This window comes from Ectopseudomonas chengduensis (assembly GCF_900102635.1).
Lineage (GTDB): Bacteria > Pseudomonadota > Gammaproteobacteria > Pseudomonadales > Pseudomonadaceae > Aquipseudomonas > Aquipseudomonas chengduensis.
Genome location: NZ_FMZQ01000001.1, coordinates 621572 through 636298, shown reverse-complemented (window position 1 = coordinate 636298; position 14727 = coordinate 621572). Strand labels below are relative to the sequence as shown.

At 65.4% G+C, this 14727-nt stretch carries 11 protein-coding genes; 7 read left to right on the top strand and 4 right to left on the bottom strand.

Annotation, left to right across the window (positions count from 1 at the left end; all coding sequences use genetic code 11):
* Window positions 1-24 precede the first annotated feature (24 nt).
* Genes rimB through BLS08_RS02925 form a run of 3 tightly spaced genes read left to right on the top strand, consistent with a single transcriptional unit; the run spans window position 25 to window position 2290 of the window.
* Window positions 25-495 (top strand): retropepsin-like aspartic endopeptidase RimB, encoded by a 471-nt coding sequence (gene rimB / locus BLS08_RS02935; RefSeq protein ID WP_017678396.1) that lies wholly within the window; start codon window positions 25-27, stop codon window positions 493-495.
* A complete protein-coding gene (gene rimK / locus BLS08_RS02930) occupies window positions 492-1397 on the top strand; it encodes a 30S ribosomal protein S6--L-glutamate ligase (RefSeq protein ID WP_090335989.1) in 906 nt (301 codons plus the stop codon). The genes rimB and rimK overlap by 4 nt, the downstream gene beginning before the upstream one ends.
* Window positions 1394-2290: a S66 peptidase family protein gene (locus tag BLS08_RS02925; RefSeq protein ID WP_090335987.1), complete on the top strand. Its 897-nt coding sequence runs from the start codon at window positions 1394-1396 to the stop codon at window positions 2288-2290. Before rimK ends, BLS08_RS02925 begins: the two co-directional genes overlap by 4 nt.
* Before the next feature lie 6 nt (window positions 2291-2296).
* On the opposite strand, the gene BLS08_RS02920 is transcribed toward BLS08_RS02925, so the two are convergent.
* From BLS08_RS02920 to ompR, 3 genes are all read right to left on the bottom strand, one after another.
* Window positions 2297-6061, bottom strand: a complete 3765-nt coding sequence (locus BLS08_RS02920) for a bifunctional diguanylate cyclase/phosphodiesterase (protein WP_090335985.1) — start codon at window positions 6059-6061, stop codon at window positions 2297-2299.
* Window positions 6062-6162: 101 nt separating this feature from the next.
* Complete coding sequence (locus tag BLS08_RS02915) at window positions 6163-7479, bottom strand: ATP-binding protein (protein WP_079784872.1); 1317 nt, start codon at window positions 7477-7479, stop codon at window positions 6163-6165.
* Window positions 7480-7555: 76 nt separating this feature from the next.
* A complete protein-coding gene (gene ompR, locus BLS08_RS02910; RefSeq protein ID WP_021487699.1) occupies window positions 7556-8293 on the bottom strand; it encodes an osmolarity response regulator transcription factor OmpR in 738 nt (245 codons plus the stop codon).
* A gap of 201 nt (window positions 8294-8494) precedes the next feature.
* On the opposite strand from ompR, the gene BLS08_RS02905 reads away from it, so the two are divergent.
* From BLS08_RS02905 to rmf, 4 genes are all read left to right on the top strand, one after another.
* Window positions 8495-10822, top strand: coding sequence for a Tex family protein (locus BLS08_RS02905; RefSeq protein ID WP_090335983.1), 2328 nt, complete (start codon window positions 8495-8497; stop codon window positions 10820-10822).
* A complete protein-coding gene (locus BLS08_RS02900; RefSeq protein WP_003458708.1) occupies window positions 10819-11214 on the top strand; it encodes a PaaI family thioesterase in 396 nt (131 codons plus the stop codon). Before BLS08_RS02905 ends, BLS08_RS02900 begins: the two co-directional genes overlap by 4 nt.
* A 102-nt stretch (window positions 11215-11316) precedes the next feature.
* Window positions 11317-12897 carry a glutamate--cysteine ligase gene (gshA, locus tag BLS08_RS02895; protein WP_090335981.1) on the top strand — a complete coding sequence of 527 codons (1581 nt, stop codon included), beginning with the start codon at window positions 11317-11319 and terminating at the stop codon, window positions 12895-12897.
* A 125-nt stretch (window positions 12898-13022) separates the two neighbouring features.
* Window positions 13023-13214: a ribosome modulation factor gene (gene rmf, locus BLS08_RS02890; protein WP_090335979.1), complete on the top strand. Its 192-nt coding sequence runs from the start codon at window positions 13023-13025 to the stop codon at window positions 13212-13214.
* Between the two features lie 199 nt (window positions 13215-13413).
* Here rmf and argA read toward each other — a convergent pair whose 3' ends face one another.
* Window positions 13414-14712: an amino-acid N-acetyltransferase gene (argA, locus tag BLS08_RS02885; RefSeq protein WP_017678386.1), complete on the bottom strand. Its 1299-nt coding sequence runs from the start codon at window positions 14710-14712 to the stop codon at window positions 13414-13416.
* Window positions 14713-14727 lie beyond the last annotated feature (15 nt).

Below are 14727 nucleotides of genomic sequence, written 5' to 3'. Positions count from 1 at the left end.
TCGGCCGCAGGGGACACTCTCACCTTGAAGACTTTCGACCAGCTCAGCGTGATCGGCCTGCGTGAGTGGATCAATCTGCCAGAGCTCGGCATCATCGGCCTGCGTGCCAAGATCGACACCGGCGCCAGCACTTCGAGCCTGCACGCCAGCGATATCCAGCCGTTTCAGAAGGACGGCGAGGACTGGGTGCGTTTCACCGCCTACCTCGGCACCCAGGTGCAACGCCGTCATCGCTGCGAGGCGCAGATGGTCTCGGTCAAACGCATCAAGAGCTCCAACGGCCAGGCGCAGAGCCGCTACGTGATCCGCACGCACCTGGCCCTCGGCGATCGTCTGTGGCCGGTGGAGTTCACCCTGGCCTGTCGCAAGACCATGCGTTATCGCGTACTACTCGGCTCCAAGGCGCTGATCACCGGCCAACTGGTGGTCAATCCGGCACTCAGCTATGTGCAGGACAAACCCTCACTCTCCTCGTCCCTTCCAGGTGCCCAATGAAGATCGCCGTGCTGTCGCGCAACCCGCGCCTGTATTCCACCCGCCGTCTGGTGGAGGCCGGCCAGCAACGGGGCCATGAAATGGTGGTGATCGACACCCTGCGCGCCTACATGAACATCGCCAGCCACAAACCGCAGATCCACTATCGCGGCCAGGCCATGGACGGCTTCGATGCGGTGATCCCGCGTATCGGCGCCTCGGTGACCTTCTATGGCTGCGCGGTGCTGCGCCAGTTCGAGATGATGGGCGTCTACCCGCTCAACGAGTCGGTGGCCATCAGCCGCTCGCGCGACAAGCTGCGCGCCTTGCAACTGTTGTCGCGCAAGGGCATCGGCCTGCCGGTGACCGGCTTCGCCCACTCCCCGGACGACATTCCCGACCTGATCCAGATGGTTGGCGGTGCACCGCTGGTGATCAAGGTGCTGGAAGGCACCCAGGGCATGGGCGTGGTACTGGCCGAAACGCACAAGGCGGCCGAGTCGGTGATCGAGGCCTTCCTCGGCCTCAAGCAGGACATCATGGTTCAGGAATACATTCAGGAAGCCGGCGGCGCCGACATTCGCTGCTTCGTGGTCGGCGACAAGGTGATCGCGGCGATGAAGCGCCAGGCAAAGGCCGGCGAGTTCCGCTCCAACCTGCATCGCGGCGGCAGCGCCAGCCTGATCAAGATCACCCCGGAAGAGCGCATGACCGCTGTACGCGCAGCCCGCGTGATGGGCCTGAACGTTGCCGGGGTGGACATCCTGCGCTCCAACCACGGTCCGCTGGTGATGGAAGTGAACTCCTCGCCCGGCCTGGAAGGCATCGAGACCACCACCGGCAAGGACGTCGCCGGGATCATCGTCGAACACCTGGAAAAGTACGCCGAACCCGGGCAGACCCGCACCAAGGGGCGCGGATGAGCCCAGTGTTCGACGGTCGCCTGGCGCTGATCGCGCCGGCCTCTGCCATCGCCGAAGACGTGCTCGAGGCGACCCTGGCGCAGCTCGACGTGCTGGGTATCCGCTACCACCTGGGCCAGCACGTGCGCGCCCGCCATCGCTACCTGGCCGGCACGCCGGAGCAACGCCTGGAAGATCTGCACCAGGCCTTCAGCCTGCCGGATATCAGCGCCGTCTGGTGCCTGCGTGGCGGCTATGGTTGTGCACAACTGGTGGCGGATATCGACTGGGCGCTGCTGCGCCTGGCCAGCCCGCGCCCGCTGATCGGTTTCTCCGATCTGTCGATTCTGCTCGAAGCCTTTGCGCAGCAGGGTCTGCCAGCCATTCATGGGCCGGTGGCCACGGCGCTCGGCCATCAGGTGCTGTCGGCGCCCGGCGGCCAGCGTGAACGCCTGGCCTCGATGCAGGCGCTGTGGAGCCTGCTCAAGGGCCAGCACCGGCAACTGCCACTGCGGCATATCAGCGGCCCGCAACATGTCATCGAGGGCACCTTGCAGGGCGGCAACCTGACGGCCCTGGCCAGCGTCTGCGGCACCCATGCCGAGCTGCGTCTGGCCGAGGATTCGATCCTGATTCTGGAGGACGTCGGCGAGCCCTACTACCGCCTGGAGCGCAGTCTCTGGCAACTGCTGCACAGCTTCGCCGGCAAGCGCCCGCGTGCGGTGTGCCTGGGCAGTTTCACCGACTGCCCGCGGCGCGGCGTGCACCATAGCCTGGAGCAGATCATTGCCGAATACCTGGCGCCGCTGGGCATCGCCCTGTACGCCGACCTGCCGAGCGGGCATGGCGACAGCAACTTCCCCTGGCCCTACGGTCAGCAGGCGCGACTGAGCGCTAGCAGCCTGAGCTGGTAGGCCACCTCAGCGCTGGCGCGACTGCATCCAGGCGAGAAACTCGGCCTCGACCATCGGTTTGCCGAACAGATAACCCTGCCCGAGGGCACAATCCTGCTCACGCAGCAGCGCCAGCTGGCTGTCGTGTTCGATACCTTCGGCCACGCACTCCAGGCCCAGGTTGCGCGCGATCATCAGGATGGTCTGCACCAGCATGCGCCCACTCGCTTCACCGTCGAGATCGGCGACGAAGCTGCGGTCGATCTTCAGCCGGTCCAGCGGCAGACGTTTGAGGTAAGTGAGCGACGAGTAGCCGGTACCGAAGTCGTCGATGGCGAAGCGCACGCCCTGCGCCTTGAGCTGCTGCATGTTGCCGATGCAGCGCTCGACATCTTCGAGTAACACGCCCTCGGTGATTTCCAGCTCCAGCGACTGGGCCGGCACGGCGTGATCACGCAGGCACTGCTCGACACGTTCCACGCAGCCAGCCTGACGCAGTTCACGCGGGCTGAGATTGACCGCCAGCACCAGTTGCGGCCATTGCGCCTGCCAGCGCGCCAGCGCCGCACAGGCCTGCTCCAGCACCCACTGGCCAATGTCCTGGATCAGCCCGGTTTCCTCGGCCAGGGGAATGAACTGATCCGGACCGATCTCACCACGCTCTGGGTGCATCCAGCGCAGCAACACCTCGGCACCCGCCACGCTGTTGTCAGCCAGCATCAGTTGCGGCTGGAACACCAGCTGCAGTTGCTGGCGCGCGATGGCCTGGCGCAACTCGCTCTGCAACTGCAGGCGTTGGTCGATGGCAACCTGCATCTCCGGGGCGAAGAAATGCAGGGCATTGCGCCCGGCATGCTTGGCCCGGTACATGGCGGTATCGGCCTGCTTGAGAATGTCCGAGGCCTGTTGCAGGCCCAGCGGGTGCAGGGCGATGCCGATACTGGCGCTGATCGCCAGCTCATGGCCGTCGATCAGGCAACTGCCGTGCAGGCCGCGCAGCAATTTCTCGCCCACTGCTGCGGCCTGCTCGGCAACCGCTTGCGGTTCATGGCCCAGCGCTTCGAGCAGCACCACGAACTCGTCACCGCCGAGACGCGCCAGGGTATCTTCAGTGCGCAGCTCACGAGCCAGGCGTGTGGTCACTTCGACCAGAAGGGCATCGCCAACCAGATGACCGAGGCTATCGTTGACCGTCTTGAAGTGATCCAGATCGATGAACAGCAGCGCGCCCAGGCTGCCCTCACGATTCTCGCGATCCATGGCGTGCTGCAGGCGATCGAGCAGCAGGCGGCGATTGGGTAGGCCAGTGAGCTCGTCGCTGTAGGCCAGGCGCTCGATCTCGCGCTGGTAACGCTGACGTTCGGAGATATCGGTGACGCTGGCGCGAATCAGCAGGCTCTCCCCTGGCATGCGCACCAGGCGCACCTCGCAGGGCAACTGGCGACCGCCGCTGTCGCGATGGCTCCATTCGAACACCGGCGCATCACCGGCAATGGCGCGGCGCAGGAAGGCCTTGCCGGCGCGGGAGGACAGCCGACCATCAGCCTGACGCAGCGGGCTGATGCTTTGAATCGAGCGGCCGAGCAGCTCATCGCGGCGATAACGAAACAGACGCAGGGCGTTCTCGTTGCACTCGACGATGCCGCCCTCCGGGTCGAACAGCAAGATCGCCTCAGGCGCGTGCTCGACCAGTGTTCGGTAGCGCGCCTCGGCCTCACGCCGCGCACTGATGTCCTCGACCAGCAGCAGGAACAGCGTCTGCCGGCCACCACCACCGCGCACGGCGCGCAGGCTGACACGGGTGAAGACCACCAAACCATCGGCACGCAGAAAGCGCTTGTCCATCTCGAAGCCATCGCTGCTACCCAGCAGCACCTGCTCCACATGGGCCTGCTCGATCGGCAGATCGTCCGGGTGCGACAGCTGCTGCCAACTGCAGGCGAGCAATGCGTCTCGACTGCGGCCGAGGATGCTGCACAGCTTCTGGTTGACCTCCTCCCAGCCAAAGCTCTGGGTGGTCAGTGCCATGCCGATCAGCGGCGCCTCGAAGAACAGGCGCAGCCGCTCGTCACGCTCGCGCAGTTGCGACTCGGTGCGTTTGCGCTCGCTGATGTCCTGCACCACGCCATAGATGCGCACCAGGCTACCGTCCTGATTGCGCTCGGCCATGCCACGCAGGCGCACCAGGCGTCCGCCCAGACGCGCGGCCAGGCGCACCTCGATATCCAGATCATCCATCCCGCTCAAGGCTGCCTGCAGGGTCTGCATGATCAGCGTCTGGCTCGGCGTGTCGAAGTAATGCAGCGCCTGCTCGAGATTCGGCGGCCCAAGATGAATGTCGCGTTCGACGATGCGGTAGCAGCCATCGCTCCAGAACATGCCGTAGTCGCTGATCTCCAGCACCCAGCCGCCCAGGTTGGCGATGTCTTCGGTCTGGCTGAACAGATGGCTCTGACGCAGTAATTGCGCACGCTGCAGCTCGACCTTGGCCGCCAGCTCGACACGCTCGGTGACATCATGCTGCAGCCCGACGAAATGGCTGATGCCCTCCCCGTCGCGCATCGGCGCCAATACCACCTCGTTCCAGAACGGCTTGCCGTCCTTGCGATAGTTGCGCACCACCGCGTGGCCACTGCGCCCTTCTCGCAGGGCACGGCGCAATGGTTGCAGCTCCAGTTGGGCGCGATCCTGGCCGAGCAGGAAACGGCAGTTGCGCCCCAGCGCCTCCTCGGCGCTGTAGCCGGTTATCTGGCTGAATGCGGCATTGCAGTACACCAATGGCGTATCGACCTGGCGCGCATCGGCAATGGTCACGCCAAGCGGGCTGGCCTCCATCGCCAGGTTGGCACGGGCCAGTTGCTGCTGCATCTGCGCGCTGCGCGCCAGCGCCTGACGCAGATCGCTGAGCGCCCGGCCCACCAGCAAGGTGGCGCCCATCAGCAGCATGACGGCGAAATGCAACTGGCTACGCTGCAGATCCAGCTCACCGAAACTCGGACTGCCGCGCAGTAGCGGTAGCGGCAGGGTCGCGGCGTACACCAGCAGCACCCCATACAGAGCACCGGCAAAGGCGTGCCGCAGCGCCAGTACCAACATGCTCAGGCCAAGCAGCGGTAGGGCGAGCTGAGCCGGCAGGCTGGCGCTGAGCAGCATCAGCACCAGAAATACGCCTGTCGCCAACAGCCAACCACCTGGCGAACGACTGATGCTCAGCGTCGGCGCGCTATCTACCAGCGGCTCGCGGGTCCAGCCGCGCGCCCGCAGCAGCGGGGTGCCGTACGCCAGCACAGGCGCCGTCAGGGCGAGCATATTGATGGTGTCGCTCAACCAGATCGCCAGGCTGTCCTGCGCCCACTGCTCGCTGGCCTGAAAACCGGTCAGCCAGAGGTTGCTCTGCAAGCCGAGCGCCACCAGGGCACTCGGCATCAACACAGCGAAGGCAAAAAATCTCAGCAGATCGCTCAAACGTCCCAGGGCAGGATCGAAAGGCTGACGCCGCAACAGCCACCAGCCCAGAGCAACGGCAGTGGTTTCCGGCAGGCCGTAGAGCGGCGCCCACGCCCAGGGCAGACCCCAGAGCGGCACGCTGATCAGGGCATTGAGGTACAACGCAGGCAGCACCCGCGGCCCCCACCACAGGCACAGGGCAAGGCCGAGCACCAAGGGCAGGTAACACAATGCCACCCCGTCATTCAGACGGGTCGCCAGGGAAATCCAGGTTGCCAGATGGAAAATCGGCAGCGGCAGCCACCAGGTCCAGTTGGGCAAGCGGTCGGGGAAGGCGGCGGGCATGCAGGCCTCGAGTTGATGCGCTGGCACAGCATAGCCCAGCGCCAGAGCGCTTGGAGCATATTGCCAGCACCCTGACCGTCGTCAGGACGGTCGGTCGTCAGCTACACCGCGTCGCGCGGCAACAGCAGGCCGAGCGGCAGGCGCACCCGCGCCTCAAGGCCGCCACCGGAACGGTTGCGCAACTCGACGCTGCCACCATGCAGAGCTGCGATGCGCTTGACGATGGCCAGACCCAGACCGGTGCCACGCCCGCCACGCGCCCGATCACCGCGAATGAAGGGGTTGAAGATGCTGTCCAGCTCGGCCGGATCGATACCGTTGCCACGGTCCAGCACGCTCAGCACCACATAAGGTGCGTTGTGGTCGCCGGCCAGGCTGGCGACCACCTCGACAGCATCACCACCGCCATGATTGAGAGCGTTCTCCACCAGATTGGTGAGCAGGCGCTTGGTCGAGACACGGCGCAGCGGGAAAGGCGGGATCGGTTCCAGGCACAGGCGCACGCGCTCGCCGTTCTGGTTATAGGGTGCCAGGGTTTCGCGCACCAGTTCGGAGAAGTCCAGCTCCTCCACCGGCTCGTCGCGCCCGTCACGGATGAAGGCGAGAAACTGATCGAGGATGGCGTCCATGTCCTCGATATCGCGCACCATGTCCTCGGTCAGTTCGGAATCGTTGTCCATGAATTCCAGGGCCAGGCGCAGACGCGTCAGCGGCGTGCGCAGATCATGAGAAACACCGGCCAGCATCAGCTCGCGCTCGCGCCCGGCCTGCTCGACGTCCTCGGCCATCTGGTTGAAGGCGCGGTACACCTCGGTCATCTCGCTTGGCGTATCGCCCACCGGCAGGCGTACGCTGCGCCCCTGGCCTAGCTGGCGAGCGGCATAGACCAGGCGCTTGAGCGGCGCATTGAGCTGGCGCACGAAGATCCAGGCGGCGGCCGTGGACAGCAGGCCGATACCGAGGAACCAGCCGAGCACACTCCAGATGCGCTGGCCGCGCAGCGGATGCGGATACATCGGCACCCGCACCCAGCCATCGCCGAGACTCGGCGCCCGCACCCACAGCGCTGGCGGCGTGGTCGCGCGCACGCGGGTTTCGGTATCCGGGCCGAGCTCGGTTTGCATCTGCCGCTGGAAGATTTCGCTGTAGGGCCAGTGCTGTTCACTGGCCGGTACCTTGTCCCGCGGGATGCGCTTGAGCCCGGCGGCCTGGGCGATATGGTCGCGATCATCGGGATTGGCTGCCCAGTAGGCGCGCAAGGTCAACGCCGCACCGTGGCTGTACTGGCGGTCGACCAGCACGTCCTCGTTCATCATCAGGTACACCAGGGTCAGCGCCTTGGAGAACAGTACGACCACGAGCACCAGCCAGAGGGTGCGGGCGAAGAAACTTTGCGGGAACCAGTAGGGGGCTTTCATCAATACACAACCGTAGGAGCGAGCACAGCTCGCGAATCGAAACAACGTTTTCGCGAGCAGCGCCCGCTCCTACATGTCACTTGTTGCCGTCGGGCACGAACACGTAGCCCACACCCCAGACAGTCTGGATATAGCGCGGCTTGGACGGATCCGGTTCGATCAGGCGGCGCAGGCGGCTGATCTGCACATCAATGGAGCGCTCCAGCGCGTCCCACTCGCGGCCCCGGGCCAGGTTCATCAGCTTGTCGCGGGTCAGCGGTTCGCGCGCATGTTGCACCAGCGCCTTGAGCACGGCGAACTCGCCGGTGGTGAGCATGTGCACCTGCTCACCCTTCTTCAGCTCGCGGGTGGCCAGGGACAATTCATACTCGCCGAAGCTGACGCTCTCGTCTTCACTGCCCGGCGCACCCGGTACCACCGGCGCCTGACGACGCAGCACCGCCTTGATCCGCGCCAGCAACTCACGCGGGTTGAACGGCTTGGCCAGGTAGTCGTCGGCGCCCAGCTCCAGGCCCTGGATACGACTGGACTCATCGCCCTTGGCGGTGAGCATGATGATCGGCATCTGGTTGCCGGCTTCACGCAAGCGGCGGCAAGCAGAGAGACCGTCTTCGCCCGGCAACATCAGGTCCAGTACCACCAGATTGAACAGTTCGCGCGCCAGCAGACGATCCATCTGCTCGACGTTTTCCACTGCGCGAACCCGATAGCCCTGCTCATCGAAGAAGCGCTCGAGCAAGCGGCGCAGACGGGCGTCGTCATCGACGATGAGGATCTTCTCGCCTTCGGCGACAGGGGCAGCGGACTGGGTCATGGCGTCTCCTTGGACAGCCGTACTGAGGACGGCAAGTGGCGGCATTATCGCTCAGGCGCATGGGTGGGCGCTCTAGCCATTGTTAGCAGATTTTTCCCCAACGGTTCGCAGCTCTCGCGAATGCGGTGTTTATAATGCGCCGCTTTCGTGTCTGGCCAGCATCTTTGCGGCCGCCCTGTCGCTTCAGTGGGTAGTTTTTATATGGACAGCATCAACAACCGCATCGCCGATGAACTGGGCGTGCGCCCGCAACAGGTTGCCGCCGCCGTGGCCCTGCTCGATGAAGGCTCCACCGTGCCCTTCATCGCCCGTTACCGTAAAGAAGTGACCGGTAGCCTCGACGACACCCAGCTGCGCCACCTGGAAGAGCGCCTGCGCTACCTGCGCGAGCTGGACGAACGCCGCGTGGCGATCCTCGCCAGCATCGAGGAACAGGGCAAGCTGACGCCCGAGCTCAAGCGTGAGATTGACCTCGCCGACACCAAGACCCGTCTCGAAGACCTGTACCTGCCGTACAAGCAGAAGCGCCGCACCAAGGGCCAGATCGCCCTGGAAGCTGGTCTTGGCGAGCTGGCCGATGCGCTGTTCAACGATCCGAATCTCGCACCGGAACAGGAAGCCGAGCGCTTCATCGACGCAGAGAAAGGCTTCGCCGACGTCAAGGCGGTGCTCGAAGGTGCCAAGTACATCCTCATGGAGCGCTTCGCCGAAGACGCTGCGCTGCTCGACAAGCTGCGCAGCTTCCTCAAGGACAACGCCACCCTCAGCGCCCGCCTGGTGCCGGGCAAGGAAAACGAAGGCGCCAAGTTCAGCGATTACTTCGAGCATGACGAAGCGCTCAAGGGCGTGCCGTCGCACCGTGCGCTGGCGATTTTCCGCGGGCGCAACGAAGGCATTCTCAGCGCCAGCCTGAAGGTCGGCGAAGAGCTGCCCGGCGCCATGCATCCGTGCGAGCTGATGATCGGCGAGCGCTTCGGTATCAGCGCGCAAGGCCGTGCCGCCGACAAGTGGCTGGCCGAGGTGGTGCGCTGGACCTGGAAGGTCAAGCTGTACAACCACCTGGAAACCGACCTGCTCGGCGAGCTGCGCGAGAAGGCCGAGGACGAGGCGATTGCCGTGTTCGCCCGCAACCTGCACGACCTGCTGCTGGCCGCCCCGGCCGGCCCGCGTGCCACCCTGGCGCTCGACCCGGGCCTGCGCACCGGCTGCAAGGTGGCCGTGGTCGATGCCACCGGCAAGGTGCTGGAAACCGCCACCGTCTACCCGCACGCGCCGCGCAACGACTGGGACGGCACCCTGGCCATCCTCGCCAAGCTCTGCGCCAAGCATGGCGTCGACCTGATCTCCATCGGCAACGGCACCGCCAGCCGCGAGACCGACAAGCTGGCCGCCGAACTGATCAAGAAAGTACCGGGCCTGAAACTGACCAAGGTGATGGTCTCCGAGGCCGGCGCCTCGGTGTACTCGGCCTCGGAACTGGCCGCTCGCGAATTCCCCGATCTCGACGTATCCCTGCGCGGCGCAGTAAGCATCGCCCGACGCCTGCAGGATCCGCTGGCCGAACTGGTGAAGATCGACCCGAAATCCATCGGCGTCGGCCAGTACCAGCACGACGTGTCGCAGCTCAAGCTGGCGCGCAGCCTGGACGCCGTGGTCGAGGACTGCGTGAACGCCGTCGGCGTGGATGTGAACACCGCCTCTGCCGCCCTGCTGGCACGCATCTCCGGCCTCAATGCGACCCTGGCGCAAAATATCGTGCAGTACCGCGACGCCAACGGCGCCTTCGCCTCACGCGCCGAGCTGAAGAAGGTGCCGCGCCTGGGCGACAAGACCTTCGAGCAGGCTGCCGGCTTCCTCCGCGTGATGAGCGGCGACAACCCGCTGGACGCCTCCGCGGTGCACCCGGAAACCTACCCGCTGGTCGAGCGCATCGCCCAGGACACCGGCCGCGACATCCGCTCGCTGATCGGCGACTCGGGCTTCCTCAAGCGCCTCGATCCGGCCAAGTTCACCGACGAGCGCTTCGGCCTGGTCACCGTCGGCGACATCCTCAAGGAACTGGACAAGCCCGGCCGCGACCCGCGTCCGGAGTTCAAGACCGCCGAGTTCCAGGAAGGCGTGGAAACCCTCAAGGACCTCGAACTGGGCATGGTGCTCGAAGGCGTGGTGACCAACGTCACCAACTTTGGCGCCTTCGTCGACATCGGCGTGCATCAGGACGGTCTGGTGCACATCAGCGCGCTGTCGGAGAAGTTCATCAAGGACCCGCACGAGGCGGTCAAGGCCGGCGACGTGGTCAAGGTCAAGGTGATGGAAGTGGACATCCCGCGTAACCGTATCGCCCTGTCCATGCGCATGGGCGACACCCCCGGCGAGAAAGTCGAGGGCGCGCGTGGCGGCCAGTCGCGCGGTGGCAACCGTGGCGGCAATAGCCCACGCAGCGAACGCCATTCCAGCCAGGACAAACCGGCCCCTGCCACCGGCGGCATGGCCGCCCTGTTCGCCAACGCCAAGCAGTTGAAGAAATGAACATGACCGACAACACCGACAACGTAGGCGCCAGCAGCGCCTTTTCCCGCCTGCTCGGCCTGGAGATTCTCCAGGTCGGCGGCGGCGAGGCGCGCGTGCGCCTGACCCTCACCGACGAGCTGCGCAACCTGCACGGCAAGCTGCACGGCGGCGCGCTGTTCTCGCTGATCGACACCGCCATGGGCCAGGCCAGCCACAGCCTGGGCGATGGCGGCCCGAGCAGCGTGACCCTGGAGTGCAAGATCAACTACATCCGTCCGGTGTCCGAGGGCAGCGTGCTGTGCCACGCCAAGGTGCTGCACGCCGGGCGCCGCACCCAGGTGGTGGAGGCCGAAGTGCTGCAGGGCGACAAGCTGGTCGCCAAGGCGCAAGGCACCTTCGCCTGCGTGTAATCGCCTGCGCTCGGTCTGGTCTAATCTGGCAAACCGTTCGCCCCTTGCAGAGTGCAGGGGCGATCCCCATATTGTGGCGACTGCCCAGTTAGGAATTGCATCTTGAGCGATCTTCTCTCCCGCCGCCTGGCTCAGCTCGGCGAGCCGGCCAACCTGTCCCTGCTGGGTGAGTGTCTGCACGGCATCGAGCGCGAATGCCTGCGCGTCGATCGCGACGGCCAGCTGGCCCTGACCCCGCACCCGCAGGCGCTGGGCTCGGCACTGACCCATGCGCAGATCACCACCGACTACTCCGAGTCGCTGCTGGAGTTCATCACCGGCACCGCCAATGATCCAGCCGCCACCCTCGCCGAACTGGACAGCATCCACCGCTTCGCCTACGACAAGCTCGATGGCGAACTGCTGTGGAGCCCGTCGATGCCCTGCGCCCTGCCGGACGAGGAGACCATTCCCATCGCCCGCTACGGCAGCTCCAACATTGGCCGTCTCAAGTACGTGTATCGCAAGGGTCTGGCGCTGCGTTACGGCAAGACCATGCAGTGCATCGCCGGCATCCACTACAACTTCTCCCTGCCCGAGGGGCTGTGGCAGCTGCAACAGCAGAGCGAAGGCAGCGAGCAGAGTGCGCGTGACTATCAGTCGGCGCGCTATATCGCATTGATCCGCAACTTCCGTCGCTACAGCTGGCTGCTGATGTACCTGTTCGGTGCCTCGCCGGCGCTGGACAAGGGCTTCATGCGTGGCCGTCCGCACCACCTTCAGGAACTGGACGCCAGCACCCTGTACCTGCCCTACGCCACCAGCCTGCGCATGAGCGACCTGGGCTACCAGAGCAGCGCGCAGTCCGGACTGACCCCCTGCTACAACGACCTGGCCAGCTACACCGACAGCCTGCGTCTGGCAGTCGGCACGCCCTACCCGGCCTATGTCGCAGCCGGCATCAAGCGCGGCGACGAGTGGCTGCAGCTGAACACCAACATCCTGCAGATCGAGAACGAGTACTACTCGAGCATCCGCCCGAAACGCGTCACCTACAGCGGCGAGCGCCCGATCCAGGCGCTGATGAGCCGTGGCGTGCAGTACGTGGAAGTGCGCTGCCTGGACATCAACCCCTTCCTGCCGCTGGGCATCGACGTGGCGCAGGCGCGCTTCATCGACGCCTTCCTGCTGTTCTGCGCACTGGAAGACAGCCCGCTGCTGGAAAACGGCGAGTGCAGCAGCTGCACCAGCAACTTCCTCAAGGTGGTCAAGGAAGGGCGTCGTCCCGGCCTGCACCTGCACAGAGGCAACCAGCAGGTGGAACTCAAGGTCTGGGCCAGCGAACTGCTCGAGCGCATCCTGCCGCTGGCCGAACTGCTTGATCGCAGCCAGGGCAGCAGCGTGCATATCGAGGCGTTGGCGCAGCAGCAAGCCAAGGTCGCGGATGTGGAAATGACGCCATCGGCCCAGGTGCTGGCGATTCTGCGTCAGGGCAAGAGCTTCACCGAGTTCGCCATGCAGCAGAGCCTGCGCCACGCCGAATACTTCCGCGGGCAACCGCTTAGCGCGCAGCAGCAGCAAGCCTTCGAACAGGCCGCCCACGACTCGCTGGCCGCGCAGGCAGAGCTTGAAGCGCAGCCCAAGGGTGATTTCGATGCTTTCGTCGCGGCCTACCAGGCGAGCATTCTGGCTTTGGCCGTGTAAGGCGGCGAACCGTCGACTGCGTCACAAAGCCAACCAGCGGAGCAAAAGCCAGGATGGGCGGCCACTCCCCTGGCCGCCCGGCCAGCTAGCATTGCCGGGTAAAGGACGATAGACGAGCAGCGCCCATGGCCGATGACGCCACGCCGCAATGGAGCCTGGAAAGCCTGACCAAGGCCTACCAGCAAGGTTATATGGCCGGCCTTACTGGCCAACCCAGGACCCGCCAGCCCTACCCTGAGGAAATCCCCGCTGCGGCCTGGGAGGCCGGCTGGGACGACGGCTTCGAGCAGATGCGCCTGCAGCAGCACAGCGCCTGAATCCTGAACGCACCCAGGGATTGCGCTGGTGGAGATGTAGCCCGGATGAAATCCGGGGGCATTCTAGCTCGCTCTCCCGGATTGCATCCGGGCTACATGCTCGGCCTTGGCCTCCTGCATCGCTCCAGTGTAGGAGCGGCGTCAGCAGCGAAACTCGCGGATAAATCCGCTCTACAGTTGCGGCCTGCTCTCGCCCCTCCTACAACGTCTTCTCGAACACCTTGGAATTGCGCTGGTAGTTGTACAGCGACGCCCGCGCGGTGGGCATGCGCTCGACGCTGCTCGGCTCGAAGCCGCGCTCGCGGAACCAGTGGGCGGTGCGGGTGGTGAGCACGAACAGGGTCTTGATCCCCTGCGCCCGCGCCCTGGCCTCGATCCGCTCCAGCAGCTCGTCACCACGACCGCCGTGACGGTAGTCGGGATTGACCGCCAGACAGGCCAGTTCGCCACAGTCGGAATCGGCGATGGGATACAGCGCCGCGCAGGCGATGATCAGCCCCTCGCGCTCGACGATGCTGAACTGCTCGATCTCGCGCTCCAGCACCTCGCGCGAACGACGCACCAGAATGCCCTGCTCTTCCAGCGGGCTGATCAACTCGATCAGGCCGCCGACATCTTCGATGGTCGCCTCACGCAGGGATTCGAACTGCTCCTGCGCCACCAGCGTGCCGTTGCCGGTGCGGGTGAACAGCTCGCTGAGCAGCGCGCCATCGGTGGCATAGCTGACGATGTGGCTGCGCTTGACGCCGCCCCGGCAGGCCTCGGCCGCGGCATCGAGCAATTCACCCTGGTAGTTGCTGCCCAGGCGCGTCAGATGCGCCGGCACCTGCTGCGGGCGCAGCTCACGCACCAACCTGCCCTGCTCGTCGAGCAGACCGTCTTCGGCGCCGAACAGCAATAGCTTGTCCGCGCCCAGGTCGATGGCCGCGCGGGTAGCAACGTCCTCACAGGCCAGGTTGAAGATCTCCCCGGTGGGCGAATAGCCGAGCGGCGACAGCAGAACAATGCTGCGCTCGTCGAGCTGGCGATTGATGCCCTTGCGATCGATACGCCGCACCTCGCCGGTGTGGTGATAGTCGACGCCATCGAGCACGCCGATCGGCCGCGCGGTGACGAAGTTGCCGCTGGTCAGGCGCAGGCGCGAGCCCTGCATCGGCGAGGCAGCCATATCCATCGACAGGCGTGCTTCGATGGCGATGCGCAACTGGCCGACGGCGTCGATCACGCATTCCAGGGTCGGTGCGTCGGTGATGCGCAGGTCACGATGGTAATGCGGGATCAGGCCACGGGCAGCCAGGCGCGCCTCGATCTGCGGGCGCGAGCCGTGTACCAGCACCAGGCGCACGCCAAGGCTGTGCAGCAGCACCAGATCGTGAACGATGTTGGCGAAGTTCGGGTGGGCAACGCCTTCACCCGGCAGCATGACCACGAAGGTGCAGTCGCGGTGGGCGTTGATGTAGGGCGAAGCGTGGCGTAACCAGGTGACGTAGTCGTGCATGTAGAGATCCGTAGC

Coding starts and splice junctions, on each gene's coding strand:
- rimK (WP_090335989.1), top strand. CDS start 492: ATGAAGATCGCCGTGCTGTCGCGCAACCCGCGCCTGTATTCCACCCGC.
- BLS08_RS02925 (WP_090335987.1), top strand. CDS start 1,394: ATGAGCCCAGTGTTCGACGGTCGCCTGGCGCTGATCGCGCCGGCCTCT.
- BLS08_RS02920 (WP_090335985.1), bottom strand. CDS start 6,061: ATGCCCGCCGCCTTCCCCGACCGCTTGCCCAACTGGACCTGGTGGCTG.
- BLS08_RS02915 (WP_079784872.1), bottom strand. CDS start 7,479: ATGAAAGCCCCCTACTGGTTCCCGCAAAGTTTCTTCGCCCGCACCCTC.
- ompR (WP_021487699.1), bottom strand. CDS start 8,293: ATGACCCAGTCCGCTGCCCCTGTCGCCGAAGGCGAGAAGATCCTCATC.
- BLS08_RS02905 (WP_090335983.1), top strand. CDS start 8,495: ATGGACAGCATCAACAACCGCATCGCCGATGAACTGGGCGTGCGCCCG.
- BLS08_RS02900 (WP_003458708.1), top strand. CDS start 10,819: ATGAACATGACCGACAACACCGACAACGTAGGCGCCAGCAGCGCCTTT.
- rmf (WP_090335979.1), top strand. CDS start 13,023: ATGGCCGATGACGCCACGCCGCAATGGAGCCTGGAAAGCCTGACCAAG.
- argA (WP_017678386.1), bottom strand. CDS start 14,712: ATGCACGACTACGTCACCTGGTTACGCCACGCTTCGCCCTACATCAAC.